The sequence below is a fragment of the Acidovorax sp. DW039 genome (assembly GCF_037101375.1).
Lineage (GTDB): Bacteria > Pseudomonadota > Gammaproteobacteria > Burkholderiales > Burkholderiaceae_C > Acidovorax.
Window position 1 is genome coordinate 16,883 of the sequence record NZ_AP029019.1, and the last position, 18,394, is coordinate 35,276.

Here is an 18,394-nt window from a genome sequence, read left to right on the forward strand (position 1 = left end):
GGGCGAAAGGTCAGTTGGTGGCGGGCGGTTGAAGCGGCTCACCAAAGCCGCGCACCAGCGCCACCAGCTCATCGAGTTGGGTTGGATTGGGGAAGACGCCGCCCAGGCCCTCGGCATGGAGGGTGTTGAACGGGGCGTCGAACAGTTGCGCCACAGCGATGGCGCCGAACTGGCGGATGTGGTCCTTCAGCATGGCCAGGAAGCGCAGCTGCTGGCTGGTCAGCGCATGGCTCTGGGCGAAGGTGGTGAACTGGGCGTCCACCGCCTCATGGTCCAGACCCACGATGGCCCGCAGGATGTGGGCCAGCGGCACCGCGGTATCGGGATAAAACTCGCGCAGCGTGGTCAGGTTCACGTTCGGGTTTCGGGTGTGCAGAAGGCTGTTGAGCTGATCCAGCTCTTCCGGCGTGATGGGCTCACCTCGGCGCACCTTCTGCAGCACGGGGTCGGTGGCGAACAGCGGCTCCAGCGCGGCCTGCACCGCCTTTCGGTAGATGATGAAGTCGACCGACTTGACATTGGTGGAGCGGTGTTCAACCCGGTACTCGGCTTCGTCTTCACGCACGTCCAACACCGTGGTGGGCGTGGGAGGCGGCCGTACTGGCGCCTCGGCCAGGTCCATGATGCCGCGCAGTGCCTCGCGCATGGCATCGAGCTGGCGGAAGGTGGGCTGCTGCCAGAAGGCGTCGGAGCGCAGGGCCTTGAGTTCGTTGGCCTTGGCGCGCACCGGGTTCAGGTGCGGCGGCAGCCGATCCAGCCATTCCAGGATCTCCTCGCGTTGCGGGTTAGGCTTTCCGGGTTCGGCAATGGCGGCAGCCTGGGCTTTGGACAGCAGCAGGTCCCAGCGCAGGGCATCGCCCTGGCCGCGCACGTCCAGCGCGCTCATCAGGGGCGCCACGGTGTCCGTCAGCAGTTGGCGGGTGACGGGGGCGAACTGGTGGACGAGCTTGGCATCGCGGGCCTGCTGCAAGGCCTGCCAGTTCTCGCGGACGGCAATGGTGCCATCGGGCAGCGCGGCGGCGTCTTGCTGCAGTTGTTGGGCCAGGTGGTCGAAGGCCTGCAGGTCTGACCGCGCAAGCGCCAGGGCTGCCAACTCGATGCGGGCCTCATAGCGGCGCTGGGTTAGCGGCTTGGGGATGTTGGGCTCGACCTCGTCCGCGTTCAGGTCGTGGAAGGCGAAGTTGCCCCAGTGATCAAAGATCAGGAACTCGCTCTTGTCCTTGCTCGGCCCGAACAGATCTTTGCAGAGGCGCGTGCCTCGGCCGATCATCTGCCAGAACTTGACCTTGCTCTTGACCGGCTTAGCGAAGACGAGGTTGACCACCTCGGGCACATCGATGCCGGTGTCCAGCATGTCCACCGAGATGGCGATGCGCAAGTCGCCCTTGGGCTCCTTGAACTGGTCGATCAGGTCTTCGGCCCGCGGCTCCTTGGAGTGGATGACGCGGCAGAACTTGCCGGCGAACTGCGGGTACATCTCGTCGAACAGCGCCGCCATCAGGCGGGCATGGTCGATGTTGCGGGCAAAGACGATGGTCTTGCCGGGCAGTTGGCCGTCGGCGTCGCGCAGGCCGTTGTCCATCAGGTTGCGCAGGATGACGCGGTTGGTGTCCTTGTTGAACACGGCCGCGTCGATCTCCTGGGCGTCGAAGTCCAGGGTGTTCGGATCGATGCCCTGGTCTTCCAGCTGGGCGATCTGCTGGTCGGTCAGGTGCGCGGCCTTGATGCCATCGCGCAGAAACCTCGTGGTGTGTGCGACGACGCGGAACGGCACCAGGTTGCGGTCGGCAATGGCCTGCTCCAGCGGGTAGTTGGCGGTTGGCAGCTTATAGTCGCAGCCAAAGAGCCGACAGGTGCTGCGGCTGACCATCTCCACGGGCGTGGCAGTCAGGCCAACCTGGATAGCGTCGAAGTACTTGAACAGGTCGCCGTAGAGGTTGTAGATCGAGCGGTGTGATTCGTCCGCGATGATCAGGTCGAAGAAGCCGACATCGAAGGCCTCGTAGTCGTTGATCAGGCCTTGGTAGATGCCGATGTAGATCCGCGCATCCATCTTGCCGACATCGTTGGCCTGGCCGATCACGTAGATGGGCTCCTGAACGAAGTCGTTGAAGGCGTTCTTGGCCTGCTTGCGCAGTTCCTTGCGGTCACACAGGAACAGCACGCGCTTCACCCAGCGGGCGTCGATGAGCAGCTTGGCCAAGGCAATGGCCACACGCGTCTTGCCCGTGCCGGTGGCCTGAACCACTAGGGCGCGGCGATGGCGCTGCGAGAAGCGCTCGGCAACCCGGGTGATGCTCTCGATCTGGTACAGACGGCCGGCGATGCTGGCGTCCGGGCGAACGTTGGTCAGCAGGTCCAACTTTTCGCGGCGCTGGAAGCCGACGCGGTACTGCAGGGTGTCCTTGGAGAAGAAGCCGAAGACCGAGCGTGGCGGATAGCCACCGGCGTCATCCCACACCCAGATGTCGTGGCCGTTGGTGTAGAAGATCATAGGCCGCTGGCCGTGCACATTCTCCAGCGCGTCTGCGTACAGCCTGGCCTGCTCCTGCCCTGCACGTGCATCGACCTGGGTCTTCTTGGCCTCCACGACGGCGAGCGGCTTGCCGTTGTCGTCCCACAGCACGTAGTCGCAGTAGCCCTTGCCGGTTGGGGTGGGCTGATGCGGAACCTCAACCTCTTGGCCAACGGAATCGCTAGACGCCGTGGCAGCTGGCACGTCCCACCCGGCCATCCGCAGATCGCGGTCGATCAGCCACTTGCGGGTGTTGTCCTCGCTGAACTTCAGTTGGTTAGCGGCGGCGGCGGATGCTTGGCCTGCCTGCAGCAGCTCCAGCTCGGTCGGTGGTGCCGCCAGTTGCGTAGCTGGGGTGGAGGCTCGGTCCGCAGCACGCAGGGCGGCAAGCTCCTCCAGCGCTTGCCGAAGGCGCTGCTCCTTGAGGTTGTTCTCCTCAGCCAGCGCTTTGGCCCTACGCTTAATTTCAGCCTTACTGTCGATGCCCTCTACGGGGGGCTGCTTGAACTCGACAAAGTCATTGACCTGCCCGCCCAAGAAGCTCACATGCAGCCAGCGCGCAAGTTGCCAAGCCTCGTGCACGCAGCGAACAGCGTCAGCCGCCTCCACGTCTTCCCCGTGTGCGCCGCGGTTGCCGAGACGCCGCAAAAGGTGCAGCTTATCGAGAACCAGAGGCTGAGCCACCTCGCGGAAGCTCGCGTTGTGGAGCAGATCCACGAGGTTGGACTGCGGTACGCGCTGCAGCTTTAGCTTGTCGTAGACCCGATCGACCAAGCGCTCGGCGAAGTTGCGCAGCTTGACCAGCGCGCTCTCTGGGTCGGTGTGCGCGTAGTGCTCTGCGTACCCGCCCATGTTGGCGAGCTCGGGGTACACCGCGCGCAGCGGCTCGAAGTTCAGCGATCGAAGATCCTGCATCCACATCTGACGGGTTTTTGCGTCGGGCATACCGCCTCTGTTCGCGAAAGCCGTGCCAGCCTCCCTATTCCGCGGAATCAACGCCGAGGCGCTTCATCCAGTTTCCCAAAGTTTGATATGTCGGGAATCCAAGCAGCTCGGCCGCTACAGACTTCCTGTCCCCTGATTGCTTGAGCGCTCTAGCGATGTAATCTCGAGCTACCTCATCCAAAAGTCCTTTCAAATCAAAACCTTGCATGAGTGGACGGCCTAGAACACCATCGCTCTTGCGCTCGATCCGAAGCAGCGCTGAATTCACATCCTCGTCGCTGATTTCCGCCCCTAGTGACCAGATAGATGCTCGTACGAGGGTGTGATAAAGCTCGCGCACATTACCAGGCCAAGGGTATGCAAGAAGAACTTTTCTTGCGTTTTTAGAAAGTCTTTTATCTTGCGCCTCAGGTCTTCCACGAGCATCAGCATTGATTTGCTCCAAGAAGTGGTCGATCAAGATCTCTACATCATGATCGCGGTGGCGCAGTGGAGGTAAACGAAGAATACCGACGGCCAAGCGATGAAACAGGTCCTCCCGGAAACGCCCTGTCGCGACATCGGCTGACAGATCGCGGTGTGTCGCCGCGATGATCCGAACATTCACCTTGATTGGTTTTGACGAACCAAGGGGCGTGACCTCGCCAGTCTGAAGGACACGAAGCAGCCGCACTTGGGTATCAGCAGGCAAATCACCAATTTCATCTAGAAAGAGCGTGCCCCCGCTGGCTTCTTGAAAGTGGCCTTTGCGCTCGGCGACGGCACCGGTGAAAGCACCGCGCTTGTGACCAAACAGCTCCGAGCTTGCCAATTCCGGGGACATGGCTCCGCAGTTAACCGCCACGAACACATGCTCTGCCCGGGGACTTGCCGCGTGGATGGCTTCGGCAAAAAGCTCTTTCCCTGTCCCGGTCTCTCCAAGGACAAGGACTGGTACATCGAGAACGGCAACTCGGCGGGCTAAATCAATCTGCTGCCGAACTGCTGCGCTACTGTGAATGATCCTTTCAAACTCCGGCGCGACTTCCTTAGCCCCCTGAGTCAAACGGATGATTCGTTCGCCAGTGCGCTGAAGATATTCGGGCAGAAAGTCGCTGGCCAGATCAAAAAAGAAATTGACTGGCTCTAGCCCCCTCTCGCGAGAGGTCTGTATCAGCTTTGCGGGAAAACGTGTCTTGGCGAGGATGATCCAGATCGCAGCCATTGCGGGCGTGCCCGGGCTGAGATGGAAGGTGAGCTCTACATCGTCACGCGGTAACCCAGCGCCCTTCAGGTTCGCCGAGACCGACTCGTAGATCGCTCCGTAGTCGATTGGACTCTCAAGGTCTACCTGATAAAGGTCTACTTGGGTTGATGCATATCCAGCCGTCTTTTCCAACCAATCGCAATAGCGCTTACTGCGGGAAAAATCGTAATTGGTGAGCAGATAGACGCGGCTGTACCGCACCGTCCCTATGAGGGAACTCGCTATGGGTCCTACGTCTTTGCCAAGCAGGCCTTCCGCGGCTTCATGGTCGGTTTTACCGATCCATGCGACGAGCCATGATTCACTGGTCATGTTGTCATGATAAGTGAGCTTCTGGAAAACATAAGAGTTTTTATGCTATCCGCGGTGCGGAGCTCCGGTGCACACTACGCCTACCGCTTCAAGCAACGCTCAGCACAGGTCGGCTGAGGCAATAGAACGCAATTGCAACCGCGCTGCCTGCGCCCTGAAGCGTGGAATGACCCAGCTATGGTAAGCCTCGCGATAACGACCAAAATGCGCGCGTGCGACGGTTCGCACAACAGAGACGACATCTGGGTCATATCGCACTGCTTTGATGGCGATATCTCCACTGGGCAGCTCTTTTACCGATATCCAACGTCCATGGATCGTCACGATTTCCTCCGGAAGGAAGCGTTGCGTAGGGGCGTTCTCAGCAGACGCATCTACCGGCTGCTCGGCCTCAATGTTCATGGGCCAGAGCCACGCTTTTCCCCCGACATCCTCCAAGATGGCATGTTTGACTTTGGCGACATCAAAGGCGGTGTGGGTGAACGCACGGAGATCAATCTCCAAAGCAGGTAGTTTTAGTTGCTCATAGGCTAGGCACTTGTCTACACTGCAAAAGGACGAGTAGGCGACTTCAATGGCCACCGTCACCCCTGCAACCGTCGCCGCCAACAAGTCGGGGCGGAGCTCTCCAACAGCAACTTCCTCCTCGATGTCAGTGCATGCCAACAGGATAGATGGATCTAACCGTCCGCCGTATCCCAGCGCTTGAGATGCAGCGGGAGTCACTGGGACGACCAACCCTCGGGCTTCGACGATTACTCTCTTGGCAAAGCGGTGCAGATCTGATTCGTAGCTAGAAGCGCAGGGTTCGGCGTTCGAGCTGTGCGCAAAGTGGTGCTCCCTGAGTTCGCCCTGCCGGGCAATAACCGGCTCACCGCAAACAGCACATCGGCAATCACAGGCCAAGCCACGCTCGACCTCGCTCACATGAACGAAACGATTGGATTCGTGCAATGCGAATAGTGACAACATAGGGATTCCAAGAGTTGAGTGAAGGAAAACCAAGTGTTGCGATCCGAATCCCTGCCAACCAGCCCTGAACCGGTTGCCAACGGGTTGACCCAGCCCACTTTTCGCGATCTGTTGCTGTGTATGCGCGACTGGCTGGACGTACAGCGCGATGAAGCCACGGCATCGAAGCTTGTGCGCGCATTGGTGAGCGAATCCATCACCCTGAGTGCCAATTCCAAGGGGGGACAGCCGCCTGAATTCGATGCACAGGAGCTCACCGAGGCTTCCGATATGCCGGAGCAGGAAGACTATGAAGCGTCCTCGACCAAGGTCAAAAACGCTAACTTGACTCGTTATCTCGAAAGTCGCCGATCAAGCGTCGAAGCCTTCTTTGAGGGACGAGGTTTCCGCCATGCGCTTCGACTAAAGAAACTGTCTCCCGGTGGTCGGCATCGTGCGCGATGGTTTCTGGAGGTCTACTCACTCGAAAATAATGATGACGCTGCAGAGGGGCAACCCGATGATCAACTGGTTGAAGTCCTTTCAGATACCGACAAACAACAGATCAAGTACGAGTACGCTGAAGCAGGCTTAGTGAAGTGCTCTTTCATCGCTAAGCCACTGCTTGGCAAAGGATCGTTCAAGATCAAATCAGTTCGAGGCTTGGCATTTGGGAGCACCATCCTCTTGCCCGCGCTGTGCGTACTGTCACTGGCAGGAGTTGGATGGTTGCACCTTTTTGTCCACCGGCCATTGGCAACTTCAGATCTGGCTTTTGCCGTATTGGCGATTTTGATCAGTTGGATTTTGGGAAAAGCAATCCGCGATGGCTGGTGGCTGCTTTCAGACCGAATTGCTCCGGCGTCAGAACTGCTGGTCAGTTGGAAGGAAGCTCCCGCTCAACTGGAAAGCTTCAGGGCGGGAGACGAACGCGTGATCGGTTTGGTTCGGTACACAGCCACTTGTCCCGAGTGCTCAGCTGCGGTTGAGTTGCGTTACGGGGAGGGACACGAACGGCGTCGGCTATTTGGCTGCTGCGTGGAATCACCCCAGGAGCATGTGTTTACCTTTGATCGGGTTACCAGACGCGGCAGGCGTATTAGATAACCGCACTCGGCGAAGCCATTGAGTCCTGCTTGCAAACCGAACTGTGTCGGGCAGGGCGCGTATCACAAGGCAGGGTTCATCTGCACCATCCGTTTGTGAAGAGACCGCGTTGGTGAGAATCGGTGCAGAGCTAACGTGGATGCTGACGCTGCTCTTGCATTGAAATGACAGTAGCACTCTCGACGTTGTGCAGCCCCCCAATGCGCTCAACGGTTTCGCCTGCGCTCGCTGCAGCATCAAGCGCTCGAGTCGTATACAAGCCCCATCCCGGCCAAATCAGCCAAAAGAAGAGCGTCACCCCCCCTGCGATGGCGGCCTTTATCTCCCATCTAGCAGGTGAGGAGGCGACTTGGGCCATCAGCATCAGCCAAATTGCCAGAAAAATCCCCAGAGCAGACATCGCGAGAAGCGTATAGCCCCAACCTCGACGAACCTGCACCTGATCGTTGACCCGAACGGCATCTCGATTAAGAGCCAGAACTCGAAGGTCAGACCTGGATGCCCCGGCCCGTTCGCTAGCCTCAAGGACGCGAATGACAACAGGATCGGAAGGTCTCCAGTACCTAGCGCCCTTTACCAGCTTGCGATGTCGCTCGGTGAGCTGACGCACAGGCATTGAGTCCTCACCGAAATCCTCCAAAGCCTCTGCCAGCTTTCTCTCATTGCGCCGAATCTGCCATTCTGTCCACCAGACGCCGGACCAAAAGCGATCACGCGCTTTAAGAAAATTTTTGGCCGTATCCTTCAATTTAGAAACAACTGCCATCATCAAGTACCCGTCAGCCTGCGCAGCTCACTACGCAAGGAATCCAGGCTCTGGTCTTGACCGCTTTTGTCCTTTAGCGACACACACAATAGTTGAAAGAAGCGAGCTCGAACTTCCAGTGGCATAGGCGCGCCATCTTCGTCTACGCAGAACTCATCCACGATCCGATAGATGTTCAGCAGCGCTGGGTAGCTGACCGTCAATGTGTCGCCGCCGGCAGCGGCCTGCCGCGAGCCGATGACCAAATACGACACATCAACACCAATTCCGCGCAGCTTTTCCAGGTAAGCCACGTCGGGGGCACGGATGTCGGTTTCATAGATGTGCTGAGTGGTACGGGCAACACCACCGACGTCGGCAAATTGCGTCTGACTTAGCCCCAGCCGCTCTCGCTCTTCTCTCAGCCGGCTCCCGAACGATTGGGAGTTGACGCAGCCGGGCGGTTCGCTATGATATCCTGAATTCAGAACATTCTTGCCCGTTTTCGAAACTTTTTGACCCGTCATGACGCAAATCGTACCAGTTTGTACCGTTGCTGACGTCCGCGCTGAGTTCAAGAAACGTGGGATCAGCGTGAGCGAGTGGGCACGTGTGCGCGGTGTTTCCGCCCAATTAACCTACCAAATCCTTGCCGGACGCAAGGCTGCCGTTCGAGGTCAAAGTCACGAAATCGCAGTTTTACTGGGTCTAAAACCCGGTCTGCTTGGCAATGCCGATGAACTTCGGTTTGCTCACACCCCACCTATGACCGACTTGGCAGACAGCCAGTCCGAACAGTCATAAATTCATTTCTCGGCAGCCCAAGGCTGCCTTCCCCGCAATGATGAAACAATCAATCTCTCTCAAGGAGCCCAGCATGTCGCCGTAACTGCCAGCTGGGAAAGCACAACGCCCCGAAACCGTTGACGCGGTAGCGGGGCGTTTTGACGTGCAAGCAAATGGTTCTGCTTGTCTGCATTGTCTAAACGTACAGACGCGCTGTCAAGCGCGAGCGCTGCGGGCCAGCTCGCGCCTACGTACTGCTCTCCCACTACCCCAAAAAGCCCAACTTCGTCTGCCGCACAGCGGCGGTGGCTAAGTGTGCGCCCCTGAGGCGCAGTGGAGTGAAAACATGACTGCAAACCCATGACTTGAGACGGCCTTCGCCGTCACCTGACACTTTGCGAACCCACGGCCTACGTCCACAGAAAGGCGGCGGTTCGCATTCCAGTTCACTCATCTCAAAGGCATTTGCCCCTCACTTTTCGCAGGGGCAGGCCTTGCCATTCTTCAAAGAAAACATGAGAGCAAGAAGAGTCATAACCCGCAGCGGGCGCGGCATCCGGGGTAAGTTCCCCAGCAGAAAGCTACAAAAGCAAGTCCACTGGGAGTCGCCGCTGGAGCGGGACGCAGTTCTGCAATTCGAGATGCATCCGCTCATTGAGTCTTACCAGGAACAGCCCAGCGAAGAGACGTACTACAACGAATTCGGAAATGCCTGTATTTGCTATCCGGATTTCCTATTGCGCCTCATTGACGGAAGCCAAGTGTTGATCGAAGTAAAGCGCAAAGTTGATCTTTCGCGCACCAAGATCAAACGAAAGCTCGAACTGATCGCCCTTCGGTTCGCCCAGCAAGGACGCACCTATCGAATTCTCAGCGAGGACCAAATTCGCCGGGAGCCGCTACACACCAATCTAGAAGAGCTATGGAAGGCCACGAAAGCCGTCCGGATTGACACGAGCGTGCATTCGGCCGTGAATGGCCTGAACAACCACCGGCTGTACACGACGGCAGAGCTATCGGTACTTTTGGGCGACGAACAAATGGTGCTTGCGCTCATCGCGCGCGGCCAACTGCGAACAAATCTGGAGCTGCAGCTCACTCCAGCGAGCAAGGTATGGACCGCACTGAACAAGGAGGCCGGCGATGGTGCGTTTCTCCTTTAGAAAGGGCCTTCGATTCCTACAGGACACGAAAATCTGGACGCTTCTCAAGCGTACGGCTACCTGCAAATTGCAATTCGAACACGAAGACTCTGGCGACATCGAAGTCTTGACGGAACAAGAGGTGTATCGACGCTGGTCCGATGCGACCTGGGTGGTGGACGAAACTTCACTGGGGCCGACCAAAGAGCTGATCTACCTCGCTACACCCCAGGATCTACGATCGCTCAAACCCGACGAACAAACCGAAGTTAAGCGCAAGCTCGAATACCTGAACCGAGCGCAGCAGCTCATGATGGAGACGCCTAAAGGTTTTGTCTGCAACCCGGAACGCCTAACCAGAGCAATACAGGTCATCGCCTCAGAACAGGGAGACAAAGCGCCTCCAAGTTGGTCTTCGCTATGGCGTTGGTGGACTGCGTTTCGAGCGACCCGTTGCTTTTCAAAATTAGTAGACCGCCGCTGCCGCAACCACTTCAAGACGGATCCTGTTCAGTTCAGCGTTTTTGAAGAAACGGTGAACGAAGTCTTTTTGACCAGACAGCGGATGCCCGGCAAGGCAGTGGCGGACGGTGTAGCAGATCGCTTTGTGCGGATGAACCGCAGTCTGGCGCCAGATCAACAGCTCAAGCCGCCGTCCAGAGCCACGATATACCGATGGCTTAACACGCTATACCGGGCTGTAGTGGACAGGGCTAGGGAGGGCGGCTCCTACACGGAGCGGGAGCTGCGCGTTGTCACAGGGGCGCTGAAGGTCAAGGACATTTTGGAGCGATGGGAGATCGACCATACGCCCTTGGATGTGCTGGTGGTTTGCCGCATCACACGAATGGTCCTAGGTCGTCCGTGGCTGACCTTGGTGATTGATCGCATGAGCCGCATGGTCATGGGCTTCTACATCAGCTTTCATGCACCGTCCGCATATTCGGTTCTGTATGCGTTGCGCATGGCAATCCGCCCCAAGGATGAGCTGGTCGGATCCGTCAAGGGGATCAAGAACCCTTGGCCCGCGCGCGGACTGCCCGGAAAAGTCGTGGTGGACAACGGCATGGAGCTTCACTCGGATGCGGTCGATCTCTTTGGACTGGAAGCGGGAATCGAAATTCAGTACTGTCCGGCCGCGCACCCAGAACTGAAGGGAGCAGTGGAGCGGACTTTCAGAACGCTGAACGAGAGCCTCTTTCATCAGATGCCCGGCACTGTTTTCAACTGTGTGGACGAAAGGCGAGATTACCCATCCGAACAAGCAGCGGCGTTAGACATCGACACCGTAACACACATCCTCGTGAAGTGGATTGTGGATGTCTACCACTGCACGCCTCATAAAGGCTTGCAGGGCAAAACACCTTTATTTGTCTGGCAAGAACTCGAAGGAAAACGAGCCTTTGATTTGCCGGCATACCCGAGACAGCTCGATTTGATGGTCGGTCAAATCGCTACTCGGACACTGTTTCACTATGGGGTTGAGTACGACCATGTTCGCTACAACTCTCCCATCCTAGGCTCGCTTCTTGAGCGTTCGCGCGAAAAGCTTGTGGTCCAGATCCGGGTCTATGAACACGACATTTCGTACGTCGACGTACTGATGCCCAGCACAGATGAATACATCCGTGTCCCAGCGAATGACCAAGAGTACTGCGAAGGTCTGAACCGTCACTCTCACCTGCTCGTGCGGCGGCAGGTGGTCAAGCGGTTTGGCGATGAATGGACCCAGCAACAGCTGCGTGAAGCCAAAGCAGAGATCCAGCAAATGATCGCCGATGCACTACGCAGCCACAAAACTGCAAAGCGCAAAAAAGCTGCGGCCTTCTCGATGCAGGACAGCGATGGCGCAACCGCAGCCCGCGCAAGCGAGGCCATGGATCAGGCGCTCCAGCCTCTGATACTGGAGAAAGCTCCACCGCTTCCAGTCCTGGCTCAGTCTACGTTGCTCCCCAAATTCAACATCAGTACCCAAAGCCTGGAGATGGCATGAGCAAACTTGCTGAGCTCCGCATGCTTGGGCTTACAGGTACTGCAAGGTCCAAGAACCAGACCCACTACGTGTTCACGGTACGTGATCGCATCATTGAACACGACAGCTTTACCAAGGCAGTGCGAGCTATTGCGTTAGCGCATGAAAGATGGACGCTCGCCAAGGTTCCAGGGGCGCTGCTGATCTATGGCCAGAGCGGCTGCGGAAAGTCAACTGTCCTTCGATACTACGTGCAGCAGTTCCCACGCCAATCCACTCCTCGCAAAACGATCATCCCCGTGCTGAGGGTGGTGGCGCCCGAGTCCCCCACAGTGCGTTCGTTCACGGAAGCAGTGCTTGTAGCTCTGGGCGACACGGCCGCTGCCCGTGGTTCCGCTGCCGTGAAAACCCAGCGCATCATCCATTTCGTGAAAGAGTGCGAGATTCAGCTGTTACTGATTGATGAATTCCATCATTTCTGCGACAGCAAGCGCCCTGAGTACCGGCGAGTGACCGACTGGCTGAAGAACCTCATCAACGAATGCGGTGTACCTGTCGTGCTCTTTGGTTTGCCACGGGCAATTTCTGCGCTGAATTCCAATGAACAACTCAGGCGTCGATTCTCTTCTCCCATACATCTTGCGGAGTTCGGATTCGCTACAGCCGAAGAACAACTCACCTTCAGAAGCGTTCTTCAACACCTGCAGTCACTCATGCCCTACCAAGAGGGGCTGGATTTGAGCGATTCCGAGGTGGCAATGCGCTTTCACTTTGCCACCAATGGCTTGATCGACTACGTAGTCAAAATCATTGATGAATTGGTGATTGCATCGGCTCGTAATCCGCACCCCACTGTGGACTACAACGCACTGCAACACGCATTCAAGGTCCAGGTTTGGGCGGATGTTCCTGATGCACTCAATCCATTCAACCCGGCCAACACACCGCGACGGCTGGACCAAGCAAACGAGCCATTCTCTATCTGGGATGACCCCACTGCCTACACACTCAGCCAGCGCGCAAGAGCTGCAACCGGTTCAGGAAAGCGGAATAAATAATGGAGAGCAGCCTCCCCAACCTGTTGCTGACACCACCACTGGAAGCAACAGAAAGCCTACGCGCCTACATGTACAAGGCGGCGTTAGTGAATGCATATCCACGTCTGTACGTTGGCAATGCTCTTGCACTCGCGCAGTGGTTTGTGAGTCTCGTTGAAAACCGAGACCATGAGCTAAGTCAGAAGCTCCGTGGTCGATTGACGCCGGAGCCGAAGACCAGTGGTAAAGCGTCTCTCTTCTACCTCGGGGAAGACCAGCTACCTTTGTCTGAGATGCGTATCAGTGCCCGCAACGTGTGTCCACACTGTCTATACGAGGAGCCGTGGTCTCGCGGTGAATGGGAACTGAAGGCATACGTCGCGTGCGAGAAGCACGGCGTGCGTCTTCTGGAGAAATGCGATCAGTGCAAACGCAAGCTTTCTTGGGATCGAACTGAGCTCCTGCATTGCTTCTGTGGCCGATCGCTTACCGACATAGCAACGCAAGGAGCGCTGAGTTGGGAAACGAGGTGGTCCGTGCAGGTCGGGCTTTCGTTCCGTGAATCTATCAGTAGGGTCCATCGCCTGGCCTCGGATAGATGTATTGATCCCCCGATGCGTCTATTCAAGCTTTTGGAAATGGCCGATGTAATCCGGGCGGGGTATTACTTCGCAAGCCACTATGGGCACGGATCGTCACCCGCCCTCAAAAACAGCATGGGCCGTGGCAGGCTCACCATTCCTCTTGCTCAGACCTGATCATCAGCACATTGATCAAGCAACTTATGAGCTGCTTACTGTTGCGTCCATCCCCGCTAGAGACCGAGGGCCCGAACAGCTATCGCATGAGGCTGGCTGATTCGAACATGCTGCCGTTCAGCGCGATTGAGCAGGAGGACATGTATGGAACTGAGGACGACACCACCGCCACGCAGCCTTTTTTGCGATGGATCTGTATGCAAGACACAGCCGTGTGGCTCCATCGCAGAGCGCGCTGGTGTCCGCGATGCCTGGGCGATCATGGCTTTGGGCGTGTAGGGTGGGAGCTGCTTTTTGCCGACGCGTGCACCACCTGCGGAAGCTGGCTCGTGGACGTTTGCCACCAATGCGGCGTCCCAGTCACGTGGTGCCGGCCATCCATGACACGCTGCCGATGCAACGCCAATCTCTGTGACGCTCCATCGAGTGCCGCGCCCCAAGCAGTTGTTCGATTGAGTCAATCCATGGAACAGCTGGTACTAGGCCTTCCGGAAACGGAAATACCGGAACTCAAGAGGCTATCCCCGCTGCAATGCAGCAGATTGGTCCGATTGCTTGGCGTTTACGGCTCTTCCCAACATGCCCGGGCGCCGCAGAAAATTGCTACAGCAGAAGCTCTCAACATCTCCTGGACGGTGAGCACTGTCGCGGCAGAAATCTTGGCGTCATGGCCTGCTGGGCTTCACCACATGCTGGATCGCCAAAGCAAACTGGCTGCGGGCCAAGCGAACTCAGGACGATTGCCTGGTGTCTTTGGTGGGTTCTACCGAGCGCTGTACGGGGCCTTCAAGGATCCCAAGTTTGACTGGGTGCGCACGGCATTCGAGGACTACATCGCGGGTCACTGGTCCGGCGCGATGGGACGACGAAACCTTCGGATGCCTGATTCTCTGTGGTCAAGGTTGAACTGGGTACCGATCTCAGCGGCCGCTTCGCAGACTGGTCTATCCAAACGGCGGATTCTGGAACTGATAGAGCAGAACGAGCTGCAGTCGACACGGCGAACCACAGCAGCCGGACGCAAGTTTGTGATGATTCGTCAGTCAGATATCCAGACCTTGGCCAGCGTTGCAACCGAAGACATCTGCCTGGAGGAAGCATCTTCGGTTTTGGGATTGAAACGTCAACGGTTAAGCAGGTTGTTGCCGTATCTTTGTACTGACGCCAAGAAGTCGGCCTTGCATGGTGGACCGTGGCTTATTCCAAGGCATTGGGTCAAAACGTGGACCGACAGGCTCAACGAATTGATCAGCTACGACTCGATACCGTCGTGGGCAACTTCATTGGATCAAGTGTTGCGCTATGGGCCCCTGGATGAGCGGCGAGTCTGTGCTTTATTAAGTGATGTCGAAGCTCAAGTCTTCCAACCCATCGGCCATCACACCGATTCAGTTGGCTTGGCAGGGCTTCTGTTCCATCGTGATCAACTGCTCGAAAGATATGGCGGCCAGACGAGCTCCATCTTGTCCATCCCCGACGTCGCTGTCCGACTGGGTGTGAAGCAGGAGGTGGCATATGCACTGGTGAACCTCGGCCTCCTGGAAACCGAGATTTACACCTGCGGTCGGCGACAGGCTCAAGGCGTTAACGTGCGAGCGTTGGCTACGTTTCACGAAACCTATGTATTTGCGGTAGATCTGGCGAAGTCCTTGGGCCGCTCACCTCGCGCCGTCATTGCAGCGCTTGCCTCAGACGGAATTGAGCCTGTAGCGAGTCGCACTGTAGGCAACTGCAGACAAACCCTCTACCGACGTGAAGGTTTGAAAGGTATTTCATGGCTCGCAGGCGTGAAAACCACATAAGCAGTTGCTAATTTTTTGGTCCGGAGTCAATGCTAGCCATTGACTAATCACACTGATTCGGGCGTAACCGAAGTTCCTTAATGGCTTCGATAGCTTCAACTTCCCCTTTTTCTTCCAAGTACGTCATTCCAGATATCGGCGCAATAATCAAATATTGCCTAACGAAGTAATTTTTGCCTGGCAATACTTTAAGGGTTATTGAGTTTTTTCCAATAGCCGTCGATGTCGATATTTTGTATTCTTGGCCTCCGGGAATTTCTTTGTAGATAAAAGTTTTTCCAGAAACCGTACCAATACACTCTTCCTCAACCCAGACTTGTCTAGCACGAGCTGCACCTATAACTCCATCCCTGTACACATAAATTCCAGATTTATTTTCCGATGGAGCTTTGAACTGCTTTGCGTCAGCTTCCGCTTCTTTAGAAGAAAAATTTACCGTAGTACAGGCGGATAGAGTCAACGAAAAAAATAATGCAAGACACAACTTCCAGCCATTCATGCTTATCGTCCCTATGAATTCTCAAGAATGTCAACAGATTGCAAAAAACCAGTAGACTATACACTAAAATATTTCAGACTGTTACACCTCATGGAGATGGGCCCCCAGCCAGTTGCGAGGGAGGTGCCATAGCGAAGCGCAAGCCGATGGCGTCAGGAATGCAGACGAGGCGAGTGCAGTCGGAGAGATGCGGAGAAAACCTAATGAAATTTCCTTGGCAAAAAGCAGCACCTGAACCAAAGGTTTTGGACGATGAAGCGATCCGACAAGCGTTAGAGCACAAACTGCTTGAGTACGCGTGTCGTTATCAAGAGCAAAAAGGCATAGGGACGCTTCTAGGCCCAGGCGCTGAGTGTCCCGACCTGTATATCCGTATCAACGGTGGACTGCCAATTGCCTACATACACGAGTGGCGACTTAATCGCAGCAGCAGAACCGCAATTGTTGGACACTTTGCCGTTGAAAAGGATCTCGTGGGTAAGGGCTTCGGCGAAGCCCTCGCGCGTGGTTTCGCTACGGCAGTTTGCCGAGAGTTCGGTGTGGAGAAAATAGTCTTCAGTGAACGCAAGTACTCGAAGGCATACGAACAGCTCTTCAAACGTCTAGGCGCACAACCACAGGAACGCAGGGAATACCCGGGCTGTCCAGATTGGGTATGGACAATTTCAGACGGTGACGCCGTTTGAGCGATGCCGCAGATTGCACTGGCTCCAAATTTTTGTCTTCGGCTGCCTAGCAATTAAGCCGCTGTTCAACAGGTTAGCTTTTCAGAGAAGGCTGGCCTTAGGTTCGGAGAAATCCTAGACCCTTGAGTCGGTTGCGCTAGTGCTCAGCGGCGGGCTCACGATTCAGTCATGCGATGGCTTCAGGCTGCTACGCAGATGACTGCGTAACCTCCAAGATCGAACTTCCGGCATTTAGTATTCAGCGTCTGGTGGAATACACCGGCACTGCTACATTCGCGCGATGAATGAGAAGACTGTGCGAGATTCAGCGCCCAAGTACCAAGCAGAGGAATTGGCGACCACAACCCCAGGAGCCACCCCGACGAAGCGACGCCGTCCCAAATCGCCAGAACTGGCGCTCCTCAGCCACCCGCAACTGAAGTTGGAGCGGCCCCTTTCCCTTTTTGGGGGATTGCCAGTGAGCATGTCCTCGTCGCTCGCGCTAGGGCCTGAAACGCTCCTTCGGGTGACGACTGGCGCTGGGATTATTGATTGGCTCCGCAAGGAAGCGCCGGGGCAGGTTTCTTTAATGCGCAAGCTCGCCTATGTGGCAAGAAAAGAGCACACGCTTTCGCCAGGACTGAGGAGGCTAGTCCTTACGGAATTTGCACCACTCTTCAAGGTGCTTCCGAAAGCCGAAATTGAAAGGTCACTCGATGATTCGGAGTACACCATTTCAACACCAAGCTCTCCTTGGGAGCTCTTTCTTGGAGGCCTGCGAGCAAGCGGTAGCCGACAGCTCGCTGACCCTCTTGTACAACTCTGCCATTGGATGATGGCGTGTGATGAACATGCTTTCTACATCGAGAACCTAATGCGCTCAGGGCAGACCGCTGCAGCCGAAACCCACCTTGTTCCGTTGATCGGTCAATCACTTAAAGCATGGATTGATCTAAATCCCAAGCTGGCCATACAAGCAGTCGCAGCGATAGAGATTCCCTTGATGGCGCTTGCAAGGCTGGAATACGAACTGGTTGAAGCTGAAGCGAAGCCAGGTACGGAGATTCGGTCTTCCGTGATGCAGCTGCTTGACCATACTGCCCGCCCCATCGGGCATTGGCTCCGTGACGTCTGCTCATTCGCAGACTGCCGAAACCTTGGGGAGTTGAGCACCGCCTTACTGCGCTGTGGAGCGAAATATCGCGGTAGCGCTGTAAGTCACGAGCGACTTAAAAAGTGGGCGCGCTCGAAGGAAGTGGCGATGCCTCCGCAAGCAGTGAGTGCAGTCCTGATGGCGGTATCGTCAACGTCTAAACGAGACATGCTTAGGGACAGATTTGGGGTAGCCCGCCTTCTGACTTTTCTCTGCGACCTCGTCCTTTCATCTACGGTTGGGGCTGCCCCTGCATGGAAAGACGCACAGAACCAGATAAGAAGCAGGTATGAGCAGGCTTTTCAGAATCAGGCTGCGCTCTTCGCGCAGCGCCGTTCACCATGTCTAGTCCAAGCGTTTGCGCTTTGCCGCAGCCTCTTGCTTTTGAAGATGGGCGTCTACTCGCGTCGAAAACGAATTCGCTGGCGTCTTACCATCATTGGCCTCCGATTCTTTCTTCATGATTCTCGACGCTGCTTCGCGCGTGATAGGTGTTGGCTTGCGATTTGACATGGGTACTACCTCTAAAAATTGCCCTGCACCGCGCAGAGCAGACTAGAAGTTTCAAGCGTGGACCACTGAGCAGGGATACCGCCACATAGAAACTCTGCACGCACTACCATGGCAACGAACGAGGACATACGTAAATGCTGTCGAGTCCTTGAGGGTGATGAGGCCCAAGCCCGATTTCACTGGGGTGAGGCAAAAGAACCGCACCCCAGCAAGCCGCGCACCACGGGTTGAAGATCACGCACAGCT

The 18,394-nt window shown here is 56.5% G+C and carries 14 protein-coding genes; 8 read left to right on the forward strand and 6 right to left on the reverse strand.

The genetic code is table 11. From position 1 onward, the window contains the following. Positions 1–10: 10 nt before the first annotated feature. From AACH87_RS00070 to AACH87_RS00080, 3 genes are all read right to left on the reverse strand, one after another. Entirely contained in the window at positions 11–3,460 is a 3,450-nt protein-coding gene (locus tag AACH87_RS00070; protein WP_338796655.1) for a DEAD/DEAH box helicase family protein, read from the reverse strand. 34 nt (positions 3,461–3,494) lie between these two features. After that, on the reverse strand, positions 3,495–5,018 hold the full coding sequence (locus AACH87_RS00075) for a sigma-54 dependent transcriptional regulator (RefSeq protein ID WP_338796656.1): 1,524 nt from the start codon (positions 5,016–5,018) through the stop codon (positions 3,495–3,497). Positions 5,019–5,117: 99 nt separating this feature from the next. Next, the gene (locus tag AACH87_RS00080; protein ID WP_338796657.1) at positions 5,118–5,990 is read right to left on the reverse strand and encodes a competence protein CoiA family protein; all 873 of its coding nucleotides are present in this window, start codon (positions 5,988–5,990) and stop codon (positions 5,118–5,120) included. An 18-nt stretch (positions 5,991–6,008) separates the two neighbouring features. Here AACH87_RS00080 and AACH87_RS00085 point away from each other — a divergent pair, with 18 nt between their 5' ends. After that, positions 6,009–7,076, forward strand: a complete 1,068-nt coding sequence (locus AACH87_RS00085; RefSeq protein WP_338796658.1) for a hypothetical protein — start codon at positions 6,009–6,011, stop codon at positions 7,074–7,076. Between the two features lie 130 nt (positions 7,077–7,206). Here the strand turns inward: AACH87_RS00085 and AACH87_RS00090 are convergent, their stop codons facing one another. Together AACH87_RS00090 and AACH87_RS00095 are read right to left on the reverse strand one after the other, a co-directional pair. Beyond that, a complete protein-coding gene (locus tag AACH87_RS00090; protein WP_338796659.1) occupies positions 7,207–7,842 on the reverse strand; it encodes a hypothetical protein in 636 nt (211 codons plus the stop codon). Between the two features lie 2 nt (positions 7,843–7,844). Beyond that, positions 7,845–8,348, reverse strand: a complete 504-nt coding sequence (locus tag AACH87_RS00095) for a helix-turn-helix transcriptional regulator (protein ID WP_338796660.1) — start codon at positions 8,346–8,348, stop codon at positions 7,845–7,847. Here AACH87_RS00095 and AACH87_RS00100 point away from each other — a divergent pair. From AACH87_RS00100 to AACH87_RS00120, 5 genes are all read left to right on the forward strand, one after another. After that, on the forward strand, positions 8,347–8,625 hold the full coding sequence (locus AACH87_RS00100) for a hypothetical protein (RefSeq protein ID WP_338796661.1): 279 nt from the start codon (positions 8,347–8,349) through the stop codon (positions 8,623–8,625). The genes AACH87_RS00095 and AACH87_RS00100 overlap by 2 nt on opposite strands. Before the next feature lie 476 nt (positions 8,626–9,101). Then, entirely contained in the window at positions 9,102–9,770 is a 669-nt protein-coding gene (locus tag AACH87_RS00105) for a TnsA endonuclease N-terminal domain-containing protein (protein ID WP_338796662.1), read from the forward strand. Further along, on the forward strand, positions 9,751–11,742 hold the full coding sequence (locus AACH87_RS00110) for a hypothetical protein (protein ID WP_338796664.1): 1,992 nt from the start codon (positions 9,751–9,753) through the stop codon (positions 11,740–11,742). The genes AACH87_RS00105 and AACH87_RS00110 overlap by 20 nt, the downstream gene beginning before the upstream one ends. Then, entirely contained in the window at positions 11,739–12,779 is a 1,041-nt protein-coding gene (locus AACH87_RS00115) for a TniB family NTP-binding protein (protein WP_338796666.1), read from the forward strand. The genes AACH87_RS00110 and AACH87_RS00115 overlap by 4 nt, the downstream gene beginning before the upstream one ends. Before the next feature lie 1,201 nt (positions 12,780–13,980). Next, positions 13,981–15,318 (forward strand): hypothetical protein, encoded by a 1,338-nt coding sequence (locus tag AACH87_RS00120; RefSeq protein WP_338796667.1) that lies wholly within the window; start codon positions 13,981–13,983, stop codon positions 15,316–15,318. Between the two features lie 43 nt (positions 15,319–15,361). Here AACH87_RS00120 and AACH87_RS00125 read toward each other — a convergent pair whose 3' ends face one another. Continuing rightward, positions 15,362–15,817, reverse strand: a complete 456-nt coding sequence (locus AACH87_RS00125) for a DUF2846 domain-containing protein (protein WP_338796668.1) — start codon at positions 15,815–15,817, stop codon at positions 15,362–15,364. 203 nt (positions 15,818–16,020) lie between these two features. On the opposite strand from AACH87_RS00125, the gene AACH87_RS00130 reads away from it, so the two are divergent. Both AACH87_RS00130 and AACH87_RS00135 read left to right on the forward strand, forming a co-directional pair. Continuing rightward, positions 16,021–16,503 carry a GNAT family N-acetyltransferase gene (locus AACH87_RS00130; RefSeq protein ID WP_338796669.1) on the forward strand — a complete coding sequence of 161 codons (483 nt, stop codon included), beginning with the start codon at positions 16,021–16,023 and terminating at the stop codon, positions 16,501–16,503. A gap of 280 nt (positions 16,504–16,783) precedes the next feature. Beyond that, positions 16,784–18,145 carry a hypothetical protein gene (locus AACH87_RS00135; protein ID WP_338796670.1) on the forward strand — a complete coding sequence of 454 codons (1,362 nt, stop codon included), beginning with the start codon at positions 16,784–16,786 and terminating at the stop codon, positions 18,143–18,145. Positions 18,146–18,394: the final 249 nt, after the last annotated feature.

What these genes read in the sequence shown, in the direction of transcription:
- AACH87_RS00125 (WP_338796668.1), bottom strand. Translation starts at nt 15,817, where the DNA reads ATGAATGGCTGGAAGTTGTGTCTTGCATTATTTTTTTCGTTGACTCTA.
- AACH87_RS00080 (WP_338796657.1), bottom strand. Translation starts at nt 5,990, where the DNA reads ATGTTGTCACTATTCGCATTGCACGAATCCAATCGTTTCGTTCATGTG.
- AACH87_RS00120 (WP_338796667.1), top strand. Translation starts at nt 13,981, where the DNA reads ATGGAACAGCTGGTACTAGGCCTTCCGGAAACGGAAATACCGGAACTC.
- AACH87_RS00075 (WP_338796656.1), bottom strand. Translation starts at nt 5,018, where the DNA reads ATGACCAGTGAATCATGGCTCGTCGCATGGATCGGTAAAACCGACCAT.
- AACH87_RS00115 (WP_338796666.1), top strand. Translation starts at nt 11,739, where the DNA reads ATGAGCAAACTTGCTGAGCTCCGCATGCTTGGGCTTACAGGTACTGCA.
- AACH87_RS00095 (WP_338796660.1), bottom strand. Translation starts at nt 8,348, where the DNA reads ATGACGGGTCAAAAAGTTTCGAAAACGGGCAAGAATGTTCTGAATTCA.
- AACH87_RS00110 (WP_338796664.1), top strand. Translation starts at nt 9,751, where the DNA reads ATGGTGCGTTTCTCCTTTAGAAAGGGCCTTCGATTCCTACAGGACACG.
- AACH87_RS00070 (WP_338796655.1), bottom strand. Translation starts at nt 3,460, where the DNA reads ATGCCCGACGCAAAAACCCGTCAGATGTGGATGCAGGATCTTCGATCG.
- AACH87_RS00090 (WP_338796659.1), bottom strand. Translation starts at nt 7,842, where the DNA reads ATGGCAGTTGTTTCTAAATTGAAGGATACGGCCAAAAATTTTCTTAAA.
- AACH87_RS00130 (WP_338796669.1), top strand. Translation starts at nt 16,021, where the DNA reads ATGAAATTTCCTTGGCAAAAAGCAGCACCTGAACCAAAGGTTTTGGAC.
- AACH87_RS00100 (WP_338796661.1), top strand. Translation starts at nt 8,347, where the DNA reads ATGACGCAAATCGTACCAGTTTGTACCGTTGCTGACGTCCGCGCTGAG.
- AACH87_RS00135 (WP_338796670.1), top strand. Translation starts at nt 16,784, where the DNA reads ATGAATGAGAAGACTGTGCGAGATTCAGCGCCCAAGTACCAAGCAGAG.